At 33.5% G+C, this 16,248-nt stretch carries 12 protein-coding genes; 11 read left to right on the top strand and 1 reads right to left on the bottom strand.

The window, feature by feature from the left end; all coding sequences use genetic code 11:
* Positions 1 to 77: 77 nt before the first annotated feature.
* From accD to pyk, 4 genes are all read left to right on the top strand, one after another.
* Entirely contained in the window at positions 78 to 935 is an 858-nt protein-coding gene (accD, locus tag JMUB898_RS05930; protein WP_002443352.1) for an acetyl-CoA carboxylase, carboxyltransferase subunit beta, read from the top strand.
* Positions 935 to 1,879 carry an acetyl-CoA carboxylase carboxyltransferase subunit alpha gene (locus JMUB898_RS05935; protein ID WP_126501946.1) on the top strand — a complete coding sequence of 315 codons (945 nt, stop codon included), beginning with the start codon at positions 935 to 937 and terminating at the stop codon, positions 1,877 to 1,879. The genes accD and JMUB898_RS05935 overlap by 1 nt, the downstream gene beginning before the upstream one ends.
* 178 nt (positions 1,880 to 2,057) lie before the next feature.
* A complete protein-coding gene (pfkA, locus tag JMUB898_RS05940; protein WP_002443348.1) occupies positions 2,058 to 3,026 on the top strand; it encodes a 6-phosphofructokinase in 969 nt (322 codons plus the stop codon).
* Positions 3,027 to 3,046: 20 nt separating this feature from the next.
* A complete protein-coding gene (gene pyk, locus JMUB898_RS05945) occupies positions 3,047 to 4,804 on the top strand; it encodes a pyruvate kinase (protein ID WP_126501947.1) in 1,758 nt (585 codons plus the stop codon).
* A 170-nt stretch (positions 4,805 to 4,974) separates the two neighbouring features.
* Here pyk and JMUB898_RS05950 read toward each other — a convergent pair whose 3' ends face one another.
* A complete protein-coding gene (locus JMUB898_RS05950; protein WP_002443344.1) occupies positions 4,975 to 6,330 on the bottom strand; it encodes an amino acid permease in 1,356 nt (451 codons plus the stop codon).
* Between the two features lie 349 nt (positions 6,331 to 6,679).
* Between JMUB898_RS05950 and JMUB898_RS05955 the strand changes: the two genes are divergently transcribed.
* From JMUB898_RS05955 to coaE, 7 genes are all read left to right on the top strand, one after another.
* Positions 6,680 to 7,798 (top strand): citrate synthase, encoded by a 1,119-nt coding sequence (locus tag JMUB898_RS05955; RefSeq protein ID WP_002443342.1) that lies wholly within the window; start codon positions 6,680 to 6,682, stop codon positions 7,796 to 7,798.
* Positions 7,799 to 7,852: 54 nt separating this feature from the next.
* The gene (gene icd, locus JMUB898_RS05960) at positions 7,853 to 9,121 is read left to right on the top strand and encodes an NADP-dependent isocitrate dehydrogenase (protein WP_002443340.1); all 1,269 of its coding nucleotides are present in this window, start codon (positions 7,853 to 7,855) and stop codon (positions 9,119 to 9,121) included.
* Positions 9,122 to 9,391: 270 nt separating this feature from the next.
* A complete protein-coding gene (locus JMUB898_RS05965) occupies positions 9,392 to 10,102 on the top strand; it encodes a response regulator transcription factor (RefSeq protein ID WP_002443337.1) in 711 nt (236 codons plus the stop codon).
* Complete coding sequence (gene pnpS / locus JMUB898_RS05970) at positions 10,102 to 11,799, top strand: two-component system histidine kinase PnpS (RefSeq protein WP_126501948.1); 1,698 nt, start codon at positions 10,102 to 10,104, stop codon at positions 11,797 to 11,799. Before JMUB898_RS05965 ends, pnpS begins: the two co-directional genes overlap by 1 nt.
* Before the next feature lie 220 nt (positions 11,800 to 12,019).
* Positions 12,020 to 14,650 (top strand): DNA polymerase I, encoded by a 2,631-nt coding sequence (polA, locus tag JMUB898_RS05975; RefSeq protein WP_037541505.1) that lies wholly within the window; start codon positions 12,020 to 12,022, stop codon positions 14,648 to 14,650.
* Positions 14,651 to 14,665: 15 nt separating this feature from the next.
* Positions 14,666 to 15,538: a bifunctional DNA-formamidopyrimidine glycosylase/DNA-(apurinic or apyrimidinic site) lyase gene (mutM, locus tag JMUB898_RS05980; RefSeq protein ID WP_002443333.1), complete on the top strand. Its 873-nt coding sequence runs from the start codon at positions 14,666 to 14,668 to the stop codon at positions 15,536 to 15,538.
* 15 nt (positions 15,539 to 15,553) lie between these two features.
* Positions 15,554 to 16,165 carry a dephospho-CoA kinase gene (coaE, locus tag JMUB898_RS05985; protein WP_002443332.1) on the top strand — a complete coding sequence of 204 codons (612 nt, stop codon included), beginning with the start codon at positions 15,554 to 15,556 and terminating at the stop codon, positions 16,163 to 16,165.
* Positions 16,166 to 16,248 lie beyond the last annotated feature (83 nt).

The following is a 16,248-nucleotide window of genomic DNA, read 5'->3' on the forward strand; positions in this document are numbered from 1 at the left end:
TCAAGAAATAACATCTTGATAAATTTTTCAGGAGAATATATAAATGGTAGTAACAGAGGTTATTTGGAGGTTTACCAATGTTTAAAGATTTTTTTAATCGAAGCAAGAAAAAGAAATATTTAACAGTTCAAGATTCTAAACAAAATGATGTGCCAGCAGGGATTATGACTAAATGCCCGAAGTGCAAAAAGATCATGTACACTAAAGAATTAGCTGAAAATTTAAATGTGTGCTTCAATTGTGATCATCATATTGCACTTACTGCACATAAAAGAATAGAAGCGATTTCAGATGAAGGAACATTTACAGAATTCGATAAGGGCATGACCTCTGCGAATCCATTAGATTTTCCTGGCTACATTGAAAAGATTGAAAAAGATCAGCAAAAGACTGGATTAAATGAGGCAGTTGTCACTGGGACTTCTGAATTAGATGGTATTAAATACGGTGTTGCAGTGATGGATGCACGTTTTAGAATGGGAAGTATGGGTTCAGTTGTTGGTGAAAAAATTTGTAGAATCATTGATTATTGTACTGAACATCATTTACCTTTCATTCTATTCTCAGCTAGTGGTGGCGCTAGAATGCAAGAAGGTATTATTTCACTCATGCAAATGGGTAAAACAAGTGTATCACTTAAGCGCCATGCTGATGCTGGATTATTATATATTTCGTACATAACGAATCCAACAACCGGTGGTGTGTCTGCAAGCTTTGCCTCAGTGGGTGACATTAACTTAAGTGAACCTAAAGCGCTCATTGGATTTGCTGGTAGACGTGTCATTGAACAAACAATTAATGAGAAATTACCAGATGATTTCCAAACAGCCGAGTTCCTTTTAGAACATGGTCAATTAGATAAAGTAGTTCATCGTAAGGATATGAAAGAGACGTTATCTAATATTCTAAAAATCCATCAAGAGGTGAGTCGATAATGCTAGATTTTGAAAAGCCACTTTTTGAAATTAAAAATAAAATTGAATCATTAAAAGAATCCCAAGAAAAGAATGAAGTGGATTTACAAGAAGAGATTGATATGTTGGAAGCGTCTCTAGAAAGAGAAACCAAAAAAGTTTATACCAATTTAAAGCCGTGGGATCGTGTGCAAATCGCACGTTTACAAGAACGACTTACATCTTTAGATTATATTCCATATATTTTCGATTCATTTATAGAACTTCATGGGGATAGAAACTTTAGAGATGATCCTGCAATGATAGGCGGGATAGGTTATCTTAATGGACGTGCTGTAACTGTTGTTGGTCAACAACGCGGTAAAGATACCAAAGATAATATTTATCGAAATTTTGGTATGGCACATCCTGAAGGTTATCGTAAAGCGCTACGCTTGATGAAGCAGGCTGAAAAGTTTAATCGTCCAATTTTTACATTTATTGATACAAAAGGCGCTTATCCTGGTAAAGCAGCAGAAGAACGTGGTCAAAGTGAATCAATCGCTACGAATTTAATTGAAATGGCATCATTAAAAGTACCTGTCGTCGCTATTGTTATCGGTGAAGGTGGTAGTGGTGGCGCATTAGGAATTGGTATTTCTAATCGTGTACTTATGCTTGAAAATAGTACGTATTCAGTTATTTCTCCTGAGGGTGCTGCTGCACTTTTATGGAAAGATAGTAATTTAGCAAAAATTGCTGCTGAAACGATGAAAATTACAGCAAATGATCTTAAAGGATTAAATATTGTAGACGAAGTGATTAACGAACCACTAGGTGGTGCCCATAAAGATGTTGAATCACAAGCTGCTACGATTAAAGACACATTTGTTAAACATTTAAATGAATTAGAGCAAATGTCTAAGGAAGAATTAGTCAATGATAGATTTGATAAATTTAGACACATTGGCTCAGTTGTAGAATAATTTAGTTACTTGCTAATAGTCATGATTACGGCTATTAGCTCTTTTTTATTTATTTTAGAAAAAATTCATTATTTAAAACGTTTACATCAATTCAAAGCCTTTCTTTTGATGGAACAGTAAAAAAAATTGTGGTAATTTATAGTTAAAGATAAATCTAGTTAAAGAAAGGTATGTCGTCATGAAAAAAATTGCAGTTTTAACTAGCGGAGGGGATTCTCCAGGTATGAATGCTGCCGTTCGTGCAGTTGTTCGTACAGCAATTTACAATAATATTGAAGTTTATGGGATTTATCATGGTTACCAAGGTTTACTAGACGATGACATTCATAAACTTGAGTTAGGCTCAGTTGGGGATACAATCCAGCGCGGAGGTACGTTCCTATTCTCTGCTAGATGTCCTCAATTTAAAGAAGAAGATGTACGTAAGAAGGGGATTGAAAACTTACGTAAACGAGGCATCGAAGGATTAGTTGTTATCGGCGGAGACGGAAGTTATCGTGGTGCGCAACGTATAAGTGAAGAGTGTAAGGAAATTCAAACGATTGGAATTCCAGGTACAATTGATAATGATATTAATGGTACGGACTTCACTATAGGTTTTGACACAGCGTTAAACACAATTATTGAATCCGTCGATAAAATTAGAGATACTGCATCAAGTCACGCACGTACATTTATCGTTGAAGTTATGGGACGTGATTGTGGAGATTTAGCTTTATGGGCAGGACTCTCTGTTGGTGCTGAAACTATTGTAGTACCTGAAGTTCATACCGACATTAAAGATGTTGCTGAAAAAATTGAACAGGGTATTAAAAGAGGTAAGAAACATTCTATTGTTATGGTCGCTGAAGGTTGTATGAGTGGTCAAGAATGTGCTGATGAATTAATGAAATATATCAATATTGATACACGCGTGTCAGTATTAGGACATATTCAGCGTGGAGGAAGCCCATCAGGTGCTGACCGCGTATTAGCTTCACGTTTAGGTGGTCATGCCGTTGAATTACTTAAACAAGGTGTGACAGCTAAAGGTGTAGGTATTAAAAATAACCAATTAACTGCTACACCATTTGAAGATATCTTTGGTGAAAGTCATCATAAATTTGACAAAGATATTTATGAATTAGCTAAGGAATTATCAATATAAATTTTTGGGAGGATTATATAATGAGAAAGACTAAAATTGTTTGTACAATTGGACCAGCTTCAGAATCTGAAGAAATGATCGAGAAATTAATAAATGCAGGAATGAACGTGGCGCGTTTAAACTTTTCTCATGGCAGTCATGAAGAACATAAAGGTAGAATTGATACAATTCGTAAAGTTGCAAAACGTTTAGATAAAACAGTTGCACTTTTATTAGATACAAAAGGACCTGAAATTCGTACACATAACATGAAAGATGGTGTTATCGAATTAGAAAAAGGTAAAGAAGTCATCGTGAGTATGAATGAAGTAGAAGGTACGCCTGAGAAATTCTCTGTAACATATGAAGACTTAATCAACGATGTTCATGTTGGCTCTTACATCTTATTAGATGATGGTTTAGTAGAGTTACAAGTTAAAGAGATTGATAAAGATAAAGGCGAAGTTAAATGTGACATCTTAAATACTGGAGAATTAAAAAATAAAAAAGGTGTTAATTTACCTGGCGTAAAAGTTAACTTACCTGGTATTACTGATAAAGATGCTGATGACATTCGTTTCGGTATCAAAGAAAATGTTGACTTTATCGCTGCAAGTTTCGTAAGACGTCCTAGTGATGTTTTAGATATTCGCCAAATTCTTGAAGAAGAAAAAGCACATATCACAATTTTCCCTAAAATTGAGAACCAAGAAGGTATTGATAACATTGATGAAATCCTTGAAGTTTCTGATGGATTAATGGTTGCTCGTGGTGACATGGGTGTTGAAATTCCACCTGAAAAAGTACCAATGGTTCAAAAAGACTTAATTAGAAAATGTAATAAATTAGGTAAACCAGTTATCACTGCAACTCAAATGTTAGATTCAATGCAACGTAACCCTCGTGCTACTCGTGCGGAAGCAAGTGACGTAGCTAACGCAATTTACGATGGTACTGATGCTGTGATGTTATCAGGTGAAACAGCTGCAGGATTATATCCAGAAGAAGCAGTTAAAACAATGAGAAATATCGCAGTTTCAGCAGAAGCGGCTCAAGATTATAAAAAATTATTATCTGACCGTACGAAATTAGTTGAAACTTCATTAGTTAACGCTATTGGTGTTTCTGTTGCACATACAGCACTTAACTTAAATGTTAAAGCTATCGTTGCGGCTACTGAAAGTGGTTCAACAGCACGTACTATTTCTAAATATCGTCCTCATTCAGATATTATCGCTGTAACACCTAGTGAAGAAACAGCACGTCAATGTGCAATTGTTTGGGGTGTTAACCCAGTCGTTAAAGAAGGGCGTAAAAACACTGACGCATTACTTAACAATGCAGTAGCGACAGCAGTTGAAACTGGTAGAGTTTCTAACGGTGATTTAATCATTATTACTGCTGGTGTTCCAACTGGTGAAAAAGGCACAACTAATATGATGAAAATTCACTTAGTTGGCGATGAAATCGCTCGTGGACAAGGTGTAGGTCGTGGCTCTGTAGTAGGACATGCCATTATTGCTGACAGTGCAAGTGACTTAGAAGGTAAAGATTTATCTGATAAAGTTATCATCACTAATTCAGTAGACGAAACGTTAGTTCCATATGTTGAAAAAGCAATCGGTTTAGTAACTGAAGAAAATGGAATTACATCACCAAGTGCAATCGTTGGTTTAGAAAAAGGCATTCCAACAGTAGTAGGTGTTGAAAAAGCAACAAAAGAAATTAAAAATGATATGTTAGTTACAGTTGACGCAGCTCAAGGTAAAATCTTTGAAGGATATGCAAACGTACTTTAATAATCAATTTAGAGAAAACACTCTCCGACATGATGTTGGAGAGTGTTTTTTATTGAGTATGTAGAGATAGATATACGCTTGATATTAGCAAGCTCTCAATTCAGACATTTACTGCAAATACATTAAAGGAGGATGAGATCACTTATAATCTCATCCTCCTTTATGATTATTTATGCGTGTTTGCTTTCTTTTCTATATCTCAAATACATTAATCCTAAAATAAAGAACCATACAGGAGTTATATAAATGGCTCTTCTTGTATCAACATTAACAAATAATAATGCGAATACGAAGATAAAGAAAATTAAAATTGCATAACCCATAAATTGCCCGCCTGGTAATTTATAAGTAGCTTTCTTGTGTAATTCAGGATTCTTTCTACTGTAATTAATATAGGCAACGATGATTAAAGCCCATACAACCAAGAATAATACAGTAGAGATTGTCGTAACATACGTAAACACTTTTGTTGCGTCAGGGAAGATATAATTTAATAACGCTGCAATTAATAATAATGCAGATGACGCAATAATAGCTGTGTGTGGTACACCATTTTTGTTTGTATTGGAGAACGCTGGTGGCGCTTGTCTTTGATTAGATAATCCATACAACATTCTGCTATTTGAAAATATACCACTATTACAAGATGATGCTGCGGCAGTTAATACTACGAAATTGATTAAACCAGCAGCGAAAGGTACACCTATTAAAGTAAATAGTTTAACAAATGGGCTATTATCAGGGTCAACTTTGTACCAAGGAATAATAGACATGATGACTGCTAAAGCACCAACATAAAAGATTAATATTCTAATAGGTACGCTATTAATTGCCTTAGGAATTGTTTGTTCAGGATCCTTGGTCTCACCAGCAGTAACACCTATCATTTCTATTCCGACAAATGAGAAAAGTGCCATTTGGAAAGACATAAAGAATCCAGATGCTCCTTTAGGGAATATTCCGTGTTGATATAAGTTAGTTAGACTTGTGTGTCCAAATTGAGTTTTAAAGGCAAATAAAATCATAACAATACCAACAACTATTAATGCAATAATTGTAGCTATTTTGATGATAGCAAACCAAAACTCTAATTCGCCGAATAATTTGGCACTTAACAAGTTGAATGACATTAAAATAAGTACACAGAATAACGCGCTAATCCAGTTAGGAATCTCTGGGAACCAGAAACTTACGTATTTAGCAACAGCTGTAACCTCAGCCATACCTGTAATAATCCAACATAACCAATAAGTCCAACCAGTAACAAAGCCAGCAAATGGACCTATGTATTTGTTCGTAACATCCGCAAATGATTTGAAATTAGTGTTTTGAATGATGATTTCTCCCAATCCACGCATAAACATGAATAACATAAAACCTATAATGATATAGGTGAGTAATATTGAGGGACCCGTCATTGCAATTGTTTGACCAGCACCAAGGAATAACCCCGTTCCTATAGCGCCTCCGATGGCGATTAATTGAACATGACGATTGCTCAATTCTCTTTGTAAATTTTCAGCCATAAGACATCTCCCTTACTATAAGATAATATATATTATGCACTTATAAGGCTATTTATACAATTCTTTTCGCAAAAAAGTGTGAAAATTCACTAAAATGTATATTTCTTTTTTGTAATCATTCTTGATAACTAAACGAAAATATAACTACATTTTTGAAATTTAATAATTATAGTATGGTTTGAAGTTGAATTTCACGCTCTTTTAGAGATAATAACACACAAAAAGGTCAAGCCAATATACCATTTTTACATGTTTAAAGTGATTTATAATGTTTCACAAATTGTTTGAATTTAGCTATAATACTAGTTGAAAGCCATTTCATAAAGAAACAGTAAAGGGGAAATTTATCATGGCAGAATTACAAAGAGGTTTAGAAGGGGTTATTGCAGCTGAAACTAAAATCAGTTCAATAATTGACAGTCAATTGACATATGCGGGCTATGATATTGACGATCTCGCAGAAAATGCCCAATTCGAAGAAATCATTTTCTTATTATGGAATTATAGACTTCCTAATAAAGATGAACTTAAAGAATTGAAAGAGAAATTATTCGAGTACATGACTCTTAATCCAAGAGTTTACAAACACTTTGAAGAGTACGTAACTGATGATGTTCATCCTATGACAGCAGTTCGTACATCTGTATCTTATATTGCTCACTTTGATCCAGATGCTGAAGATGAATCTGATGAGAAGAAATATGATAGAGCAATTCGCATTCAAGCGAAAATTGCTTCATTAGTAACGGCTTTCGCAAGAGTTAGAGAAGGGAAAGAACCTTTAAAACCAAATTCAAATTTAAGTTACGCAGCAAACTTCTTATATATGTTAAGAGGAGAACTTCCTACAGATATAGAAGTTGAAGCATTTAATAAAGCATTAATTTTACATGCTGATCACGAATTAAATGCATCTGCGTTCACTGCACGTTGTGCGGTTTCATCACTTTCAGATATGTATTCAGGTGTTGTTGCTGCAGTTGGTTCATTAAAAGGACCTCTTCACGGTGGTGCAAACGAACGTGTTATGGCTATGTTAAAAGAAGTAGGAAGTATTGAAAATGTTGATAGCTATTTAGACGAAAGATTCGCGAATAAAGATAAAGTCATGGGCTTTGGTCACCGTGTATACAAAGATGGCGATCCTAGAGCTAAATATTTACGTGAAATGAGCCGTAAAATCACTGAAGAAACAGGTCAAAGTGAATTATTTGATATTTCACTAGCAATCGAAAAACGCATGAAAGAAGAAAAAGGTTTAATTCCAAATGTAGACTTCTTTAGTGCAACTGTTTATCACAGTATGAATATTCCTCACGATTTATTCACACCAATTTTCGCAGTAAGTCGTACATCAGGTTGGATTGCTCATATCTTAGAACAGTATAGAGACAACCGAATCATGAGACCAAGAGCACAATACATTGGTGAAAAAAATCGTAAGTATGTTCCTATTGAAGAAAGATAATAAAATCACATATAGTATTAATTGAAAGCTTAAATATACTTGGAGGTTAGATTTATGTCAGCAGAAAAAATTACTCGTACTAATGAAGGTTTAAATGTACCTAATGAACCAATTATTCCATTTATTATTGGCGATGGAATTGGCCCAGATATCTGGAAAGCGGCTAGCCGTGTTATCGATGCAGCTGTTGAAAAAGCTTACAACGGTGAGAAACGTATCGAATGGAAAGAAGTTTTAGCTGGACAAAAAGCTTACGATGAAACTGGAGAATGGTTACCACAAGAAACATTAGACACAATTAAAGAATATTTAATTGCTGTTAAAGGTCCTTTAACTACTCCAATCGGTGGCGGTATTCGTTCACTTAACGTAGCTTTAAGACAAGAATTAGATTTATTTACTTGCTTACGCCCTGTACGTTGGTTCCAAGGGGTTCCTTCACCAGTTAAACGTCCAGAAGATGTTGACATGGTTATTTTCCGTGAAAACACTGAAGACATTTATGCAGGTATCGAATTTAAAGAAGGTACTTCAGAAGTTAAAAAAGTAATTGATTTCTTACAAAACGAAATGGGTGCAACAAACATTCGTTTCCCAGAAACTTCAGGTATTGGTATTAAACCTGTATCAAAAGAAGGTACAGAACGTTTAGTAAGAGCTGCAATTCAATATGCATTAGATAATAATCGTAAATCTGTTACTTTAGTTCATAAAGGTAACATTATGAAATTTACTGAAGGATCATTTAAACAATGGGGTTATGATTTAGCTCATAACGAATTTGGTGACAAAGTATTCACTTGGCAACAATATGATGAAATTGTTGAAAAAGAAGGTAAAGACGCAGCTAATGAAGCTCAAGATAAAGCTGAAAAAGAAGGCAAAATTATTATCAAAGATTCAATTGCTGATATCTTCTTACAACAAATCTTAACGCGTCCAGCTGAACACGATGTTGTAGCGACTATGAACTTAAACGGTGACTACATTTCAGACGCTTTAGCTGCACAAGTTGGTGGTATTGGTATCGCTCCAGGTGCAAATATTAACTACGAAACTGGTCACGCTATTTTCGAAGCTACACATGGCACAGCTCCTAAATATGCTGGTTTAAATAAAGTTAACCCATCTTCTGAAATCTTAAGTTCTGTATTAATGTTAGAACACTTAGGATGGCAAGAAGCTGCTGATAAAATCACTGATTCAATCGAAGCTACTATCGCTTCTAAAATTGTAACTTATGACTTTGCTCGTTTAATGGATGGTGCAAAAGAAGTTTCAACTTCAGAATTTGCTGATGAATTAATCAAAAACTTAAAATAATAACGCTTTAATCGATAGTGTTATCAAACGGATTGGCTCTTGCCAATCCGTTTTTTTAAAGATTATGTAAATTTTTAATTTATCAATATCTTTTTGATTCAAAAGGTGATAACTTAATTAATGTTAAGGCAATATTAAAGAAATATTTTCTTAATATAACTATAAATCTATATGTTTTGTTAAGTTTATGTAAAATTGATGTGTAGCTATGTTATTTTTATTTGAACTTCAGTTATAATGTAAATGTAATAAAAAATAGGGAGGCACACCATGTCACAAAAAGTACTAGTGGTTGATGATGAACAATCAATCGTGACCTTACTAAAGTATAATTTAGAAACAGCAGGATACATAGTTGAAGTCGCTTATGACGGCGAAGAGGCACTACAAAAGGTTGAAGATGAACAACCTGAGCTAATAGTATTAGACGTCATGTTACCTAAAAAAGATGGTATTGAGGTGTGTAAATCAATTCGATCTGATAAAAATTTAGTACCTATTTTAATGTTAACTGCTAAAGATGACGAATTTGATCGTGTTTTAGGACTTGAATTAGGTGCTGACGATTATATGACTAAGCCTTTCTCACCTAGAGAAGTGGTTGCGAGAGTAAAAGCTATTTTAAGACGTTCAAAATTTGTTAGTGAAATTGAAAAAGAAGATACGGATGAGGAAGATATTATCATTGATTCCATTCGTATTCGTCCTGAATTTTTCGAAGTATATAAAGATGAAGAATTGTTAGAACTCACACCTAAAGAATTCGAATTATTATTATACTTAATCGAAAGACAAGGGCGCGTGATTACAAGAGAACATATGTTAAATTCTGTATGGAATTATGAATTTGCTGGAGATTCTAGAATTGTAGATGTACATATTAGTCACCTAAGAGATAAATTAGAAGAAAATCCTAAACAACCTAAATTAATTAAAACGGTACGTGGTTTAGGATATAAATTGGAGCGACCTAAAGCTTAATGCTAAAATTTCATCACCGTTTATTATTATTAATTAGTACGATAACGATCATCAGTTTTATTGGTTTAGGTGCGATTATTCATAATACGATTTATCAAACTTTAACTAGCAATCAAACTAGTGAATTAAGAAACGAAGCACATAACTATGTGAACCTTCTTAATCATAATAAAGGTCAAGAAATCGATAACCTTGCTGATAATCAACAAAATGTCGTTGTCATTAAGAATGCAGATGATAATCACGTCATATTCTCTTCTGGTGATAAAAGTAAAATTGATCAAAGAATTGACAATGAAGCTAATCCTTCCGATTTAATATCTAAAAAAACGAAAATCGGTATGCGCTATACTTTTAAAGAAAGTATAGGTAATAAAACTGTATACATAAGTGGTATTAATGATGAAATTATTAATCTTCAAAGAGAGATGTGGAAATACTTATCTATAATAGGCGTCATCGTGTTGTTCACAGTTTATTTAGCTTCACGAAGTATTAATCGAACATATATAAGACCTATTAATGAAGTGACGTATGCGACATCTCTATTAGCAGATGGTTATTATCATGTTCGTGTCCCTGAAAGTAATGTTAAAGAAACACGCGCATTATTTGTGACTACGAATGAGTTAGCTAGAAGGTTACAGAAGTTAAATAATCGACAAAAGATACAGTCAAACCGTTTGAAAACGACACTTGAAAATATACCGAGTTCTGTTTTAATGATCGACAAGCATGGAGAAATCGTTGTTGCCAACCATGCCTATTATGAAGTTTTTAGTCCAGAGCAAATTGTTGAAAATAAGAGCTATATTGGATTTCTTGATGATAGTATTGAAAAGTTCATTATCGAGAGCTTCAGAACTGAAAAGGTTATCTACGATCAAATAGAGGTAGATATTAATAATGTACATACGAAATACTTTGATGTTTCTTGTGTGCCAATACTATCTAAATCTAAGAAGAAATTACAAGGTATGGTTGTTGTTCTTCATGATATTACGAATCTCCAAAAGTTAGAAAATCTTAGAAGAGAATTTGTAGCAAATGTTTCTCATGAATTAAAAACACCAATTACTTCTATCAAAGGTTTTGCTGAAACCCTCATTGAAGGGGCTAAAAATGATGAGCAATCACTCGAGATGTTTTTAAATATTATTTTAAAAGAATCGAACAGAATTGAATCATTGGTCATGGATTTATTAGATTTATCGCATATAGAACAGCAAAATGAAATTGAAACAAGCTATATGAATTTGTCTGAGTTAGCTTATAATACGATTGATAATTTACAAACTCAAGCTACGAATAAAAATATCGAAATTAAGTCAGAAATTGAGAAAGATGTGATTATCGAAGCGCATGAGAATAAAGTTGCTCAAGTGATTACAAATTTACTTTCTAACGCAATTAATTATTCTCTTGAAGACAGTAAAGTTATTGTTCGAGTTTATAGAGAAGGTAAAAAAGTTAATTTAGAAATTCAAGATTTTGGTATTGGAATTAGTGCCAAAGATCAAAAACATATCTTTGAACGTTTCTATAGAGTGGATAAGGCACGTAGTAGAGATTCTGGAGGTACAGGTCTTGGACTGTCTATTACGAAGCATATTGTTGAAGCGCATAATGGTCGAATTAGTGTAAGTAGTAAGCCAGGAGAAGGTTCAACATTTAAAGTAACGTTTATAGATGAATAAATTTTTAAAGGAGCTGAGACAATTAAGTCTCAGCTTTTTTATTAAGAGGTGGTAGATCTAATGTTTGCATTTAACTTCAGTTTAAATGCACTAAGAACTGCTAAATGATAAATCATTAACCATTTCTATGATGCACTAAGGGAAGCTAAACGCACTATAGTCGTTAAGCTTCCCTATGTATGCTAAAATGTATGTAAATCTGTTCTGGAGGTTACGTATTTTGGATAAATTAGTGTTAATAGATGGTAACAGTTTAAGTTTTAGAGCGTTTTATGCTTTGCCATTACTTTCTAATAAAGCTGGTATTCATACAAATGCTGTGTATGGCTTTGCAATGTTACTTGAAAAAATAATTAAAGAAGAACAACCTAATCACTTTTTAGTTGCATTTGATGCTGGTAAAACGACTTTCAGACACTCAAAGTACAGTGAGTATAAAGGTGGTAGACAAAAAACACCACCTGAACTAAGTGAACAATTTCCTTATATCCGTCAATTATTAGATGCGTATCATATTAAAAGATATGAACTTGAGAATTATGAAGCGGATGATATTATCGGTACTTTAAGTAAAGAAGCAGATCAATCGGGTTACGAAACAATTATTATTACTGGGGATCGTGACTTAACACAATTGGCTACTGATAATGTCACTATTTATTACACCAAGAAAGGTGTTACGGATGTCGATCACTATACGCCAAGTTTTATTGCTGAAAAATATAACGGCTTAGAACCTAAGCAAATTATCGATATGAAAGGTCTCATGGGAGATACTTCTGATAATATACCTGGTGTTCCAGGCGTAGGTGAGAAAACGGCAATTAAATTACTTAATCAATTTAATTCTGTTGAAGGCGTTTATGACAATATCGACGAAGTCACTGCTAAAAAATTAAAAGAAAAACTTATCAATAGTAAAGATGATGCATTGATGAGTAAAGACCTAGCTACAATCAATGTTGAGAGTCCAATTGAAGTTTCTCTTAAAGATACAAAATTGGAAAACCAAGATGATAATCATGAAAAAATAGAGTTATTTAAAAAGCTAGAATTTAAGCAATTGTTATCAGATATTGATGAAGATGCGAATAACGAGGAAGTTACAGATAAAACGTTTGACGTTGAAACAGATTTTCAACACATTGATTTTAAAAATTTATCTCATGCCACAATTCATTTTGAGTTAGAAGACACCAATTATCTAAAAGATAATATATTAAAATTTGGATTATACACAGATGATACGCACATCGTAATCAATGCAGAAGATATTAAACAACATTCAGACTTAATCGAATGGTTAGAAGATGCACAAACTGTTAAGACTGTATATGATGCTAAGAAAACGTATGTAGCTGCACATCGTTTAGATATTAACATCCAAAACGTTCAATTTGATGTTATGCTCGCAAGCTATATTATTGATCCATCGCGTGCAATTGATGATGTGAAATCAGTCGTCTCTTTATATGGACAGAATTACGTTAAAGATAATGTTTCTATTTATGGAAAAGGAAAAAAACATCATATTCCAGAAGACAATATTTTAAATGAACACGTTGCGTCAATTACAGAAGCCATTGCGAGTGCTAAACCATTAATGGAAGAACAATTAAAAGAGTATAATCAAGTTGAACTTCTTGCAGATCTAGAACTTCCGCTTGCTAAAATTTTAAGTGAAATGGAAGAAATTGGTATCTACACTGATGTGAATGATTTGAAGCATATGGAAAATGAGATTCAAGAAAAATTAGATGTTCTTATTAAAAATATACATGAAGCTGCCGGAGAAGAATTTAATATTAATTCACCAAAACAATTAGGTGTCGTATTATTTGAAACATTAAAACTTCCAGTGATTAAAAAAACAAAAACCGGATATTCAACGGCTGTTGATGTACTTGAACAATTAAAAGGTGAGCATCCAATTATTGAACATATCTTAGAATATAGACAACTTTCTAAATTACAATCTACCTACGTAGAAGGCTTACAAAAAGTAATCAGCAAAGATAATAGAATTCATACGCGCTTCAATCAAACGCTTGCACAAACAGGTCGTTTATCAAGTGTAGATCCGAACTTACAAAATATTCCTATCCGCTTAGAAGAAGGTAGAAAAATTAGAAAAGCGTTTAAACCTACTTCAGAAGATAGTGTGATATTATCAGCTGACTATTCACAAATTGAACTACGTGTGCTTGCGCATATTACTCAAGATGAAAGTTTAAAAGAAGCTTTCATACATGGCCATGATATTCATACAGCTACTGCGATGAAAGTTTTCAATGTAGAGGCAAATGACGTAGACAGCCTTATGCGTAGACAAGCTAAAGCTGTTAATTTCGGTATTGTTTATGGAATTAGTGACTATGGCTTAAGTCAAAGTCTAGGTATTACGCGTAAGAAAGCGAAAGCATTTATTGATGATTATTTAGCTAGTTTCCCAGGCGTTAAGCAATATATGTCAGATATCGTCAAAGATGCTAAAGCGCAGGGTTATGTTGAAACGCTGTTACATCGTCGCCGTTATATTCCAGATATTACAAGCCGAAACTTCAATTTAAGAAGTTTTGCAGAAAGAACTGCTATGAATACTCCAATTCAAGGTAGTGCAGCAGATATTATTAAATTAGCTATGGTTAAATTTAATGAAAAGGTAAAAAATACGAACTACCATGCAAAATTATTATTACAGGTTCATGATGAATTAATCTTTGAATTACCTAAATCAGAAGTTGAAGACTTTAGTGAATTTGTTGAAGAAATTATGGAAAATGCGCTTGATTTAGATGTACCGTTAAAAGTAGATTCAAGCTATGGACCAACATGGTATGATGCCAAATAAAGAAAGGACATAAATATGCCAGAATTACCAGAAGTAGAACATGTGAAACGAGGCATAGAACCTTATATTAAAAACGAAAGAATTAAAAAAGTAATTTTTTCAGATAATGTCATTAAAGGTAAGAAAGACAATAGAGAAACAATCATTAAAGGTATGGAGTTAGATAGCTTTGCAAAGCTTACCGAAGGCTACACAATTACTCAAGTGTTAAGACGTAGTAAATATATTGTGCTTCATATCGAAAGAGATAACGATCAAAGAATTTTAATTAGTCATTTAGGCATGGCGGGTGGATTCTTCGTTGTTGACGACCTAGAGGACATTGCTACACCTAATTACCGTAAACATTGGCAAGTTATTTTTGAACTTGAAAATGAGAAAAAGTTAGTCTACTCAGACATCAGACGTTTCGGTGAAATTAGAAATGTCGCAGGATTTGAAAGTTATCCTCCATTTTTAGAAATAGCACCTGAACCATTTGAAGAAGAAGCGTTAGCACATTATTTAAGTTGCTTTGATATCAATAAATACGCAAACAAACCTATTAAGCAAATGATACTTGATCACAAAGTGATTGCAGGTGCCGGTAATATTTATGCTTGTGAAGCACTTTTCAGAGCGGGAGTTCGTCCTGATAAAATTGCACACACGTTGACACATCAAGAAAGAGAAATGTTATTTTATTATGTTCGAGAAGTGTTAAAAGAGGGTATAAAATACGGTGGAACGAGTATCTCTGATTATCGCCATGCTGACGGTAAAACAGGAGAGATGCAATTACATTTAAATGTATATAAACAAAAGTACTGTAAAATTTGTGGGCATGAAATAGAAACAAAAGTGATTGCCACTAGAAATAGTCATTTTTGCCCAAATTGTCAGAAATAAAGGAAGCGTGAGACTATGCCAAAGATTATCGGACTAACAGGAGGCATCGCAACTGGGAAATCAACAGTGTCAGAATTATTAACAGCATATGATTTTAAAGTTGTCGATGCAGACCTTGCTTCCCGTGAAGCGGTTAAAAAAGGATCAAAGGGTTTAGAACAAATTAAAGAAAAATTTGGCCCAGAGGCGATTGATGAAAATGGAGAAATGAATCGTAAATATATGGGAGAACTTGTATTTAAACATCCAGAACAACGATTAGAACTTAATAAGATTGTTCATCCCATAGTACGTGAAATCATGGAAAATGAGAAAAATCGTTATTTAAATGAAGGATATCATGTGATTATGGATATTCCTTTACTTTATGAAAATGATTTGCAAGATACTGTAGATGAAGTATGGGTGGTATATACATCCGAAAGTATTCAAATAGAACGTTTAATGGAGAGAAATAACTTATCTCAAGAAGATGCGAAAGCACGTGTGTATAGCCAAATTTCTATAGATAAGAAAAGTAGAATGGCCGATCATGTGATAGATAATTTAGGAGATAAACTTGAATTAAAACAAAACTTACAACAACTTCTTGAAGAACAAGGATATATCGATTCTTCAATTAAATAAGAGTATGAGCGTATGCGAATTAAGATATCGTGTACGCTTTTTGTTTGTATTACGTGAAAACAGAAAATCACTCATAAGTATAA

It is taken from the genome of Staphylococcus caprae (genome assembly GCF_003966625.1).
Lineage (GTDB): Bacteria > Bacillota > Bacilli > Staphylococcales > Staphylococcaceae > Staphylococcus > Staphylococcus caprae.

Bases quoted from the DNA above. Each gene is read 5' to 3' on its own strand.
- coaE (WP_002443332.1), top strand. From the start codon at position 15,554: ATGCCAAAGATTATCGGACTAACAGGAGGCATCGCAACTGGGAAATCA.
- JMUB898_RS05935 (WP_126501946.1), top strand. From the start codon at position 935: ATGCTAGATTTTGAAAAGCCACTTTTTGAAATTAAAAATAAAATTGAA.
- pnpS (WP_126501948.1), top strand. From the start codon at position 10,102: ATGCTAAAATTTCATCACCGTTTATTATTATTAATTAGTACGATAACG.
- JMUB898_RS05955 (WP_002443342.1), top strand. From the start codon at position 6,680: ATGGCAGAATTACAAAGAGGTTTAGAAGGGGTTATTGCAGCTGAAACT.
- pfkA (WP_002443348.1), top strand. From the start codon at position 2,058: ATGAAAAAAATTGCAGTTTTAACTAGCGGAGGGGATTCTCCAGGTATG.
- accD (WP_002443352.1), top strand. From the start codon at position 78: ATGTTTAAAGATTTTTTTAATCGAAGCAAGAAAAAGAAATATTTAACA.
- icd (WP_002443340.1), top strand. From the start codon at position 7,853: ATGTCAGCAGAAAAAATTACTCGTACTAATGAAGGTTTAAATGTACCT.
- JMUB898_RS05965 (WP_002443337.1), top strand. From the start codon at position 9,392: ATGTCACAAAAAGTACTAGTGGTTGATGATGAACAATCAATCGTGACC.
- pyk (WP_126501947.1), top strand. From the start codon at position 3,047: ATGAGAAAGACTAAAATTGTTTGTACAATTGGACCAGCTTCAGAATCT.
- mutM (WP_002443333.1), top strand. From the start codon at position 14,666: ATGCCAGAATTACCAGAAGTAGAACATGTGAAACGAGGCATAGAACCT.
- JMUB898_RS05950 (WP_002443344.1), bottom strand. From the start codon at position 6,330: ATGGCTGAAAATTTACAAAGAGAATTGAGCAATCGTCATGTTCAATTA.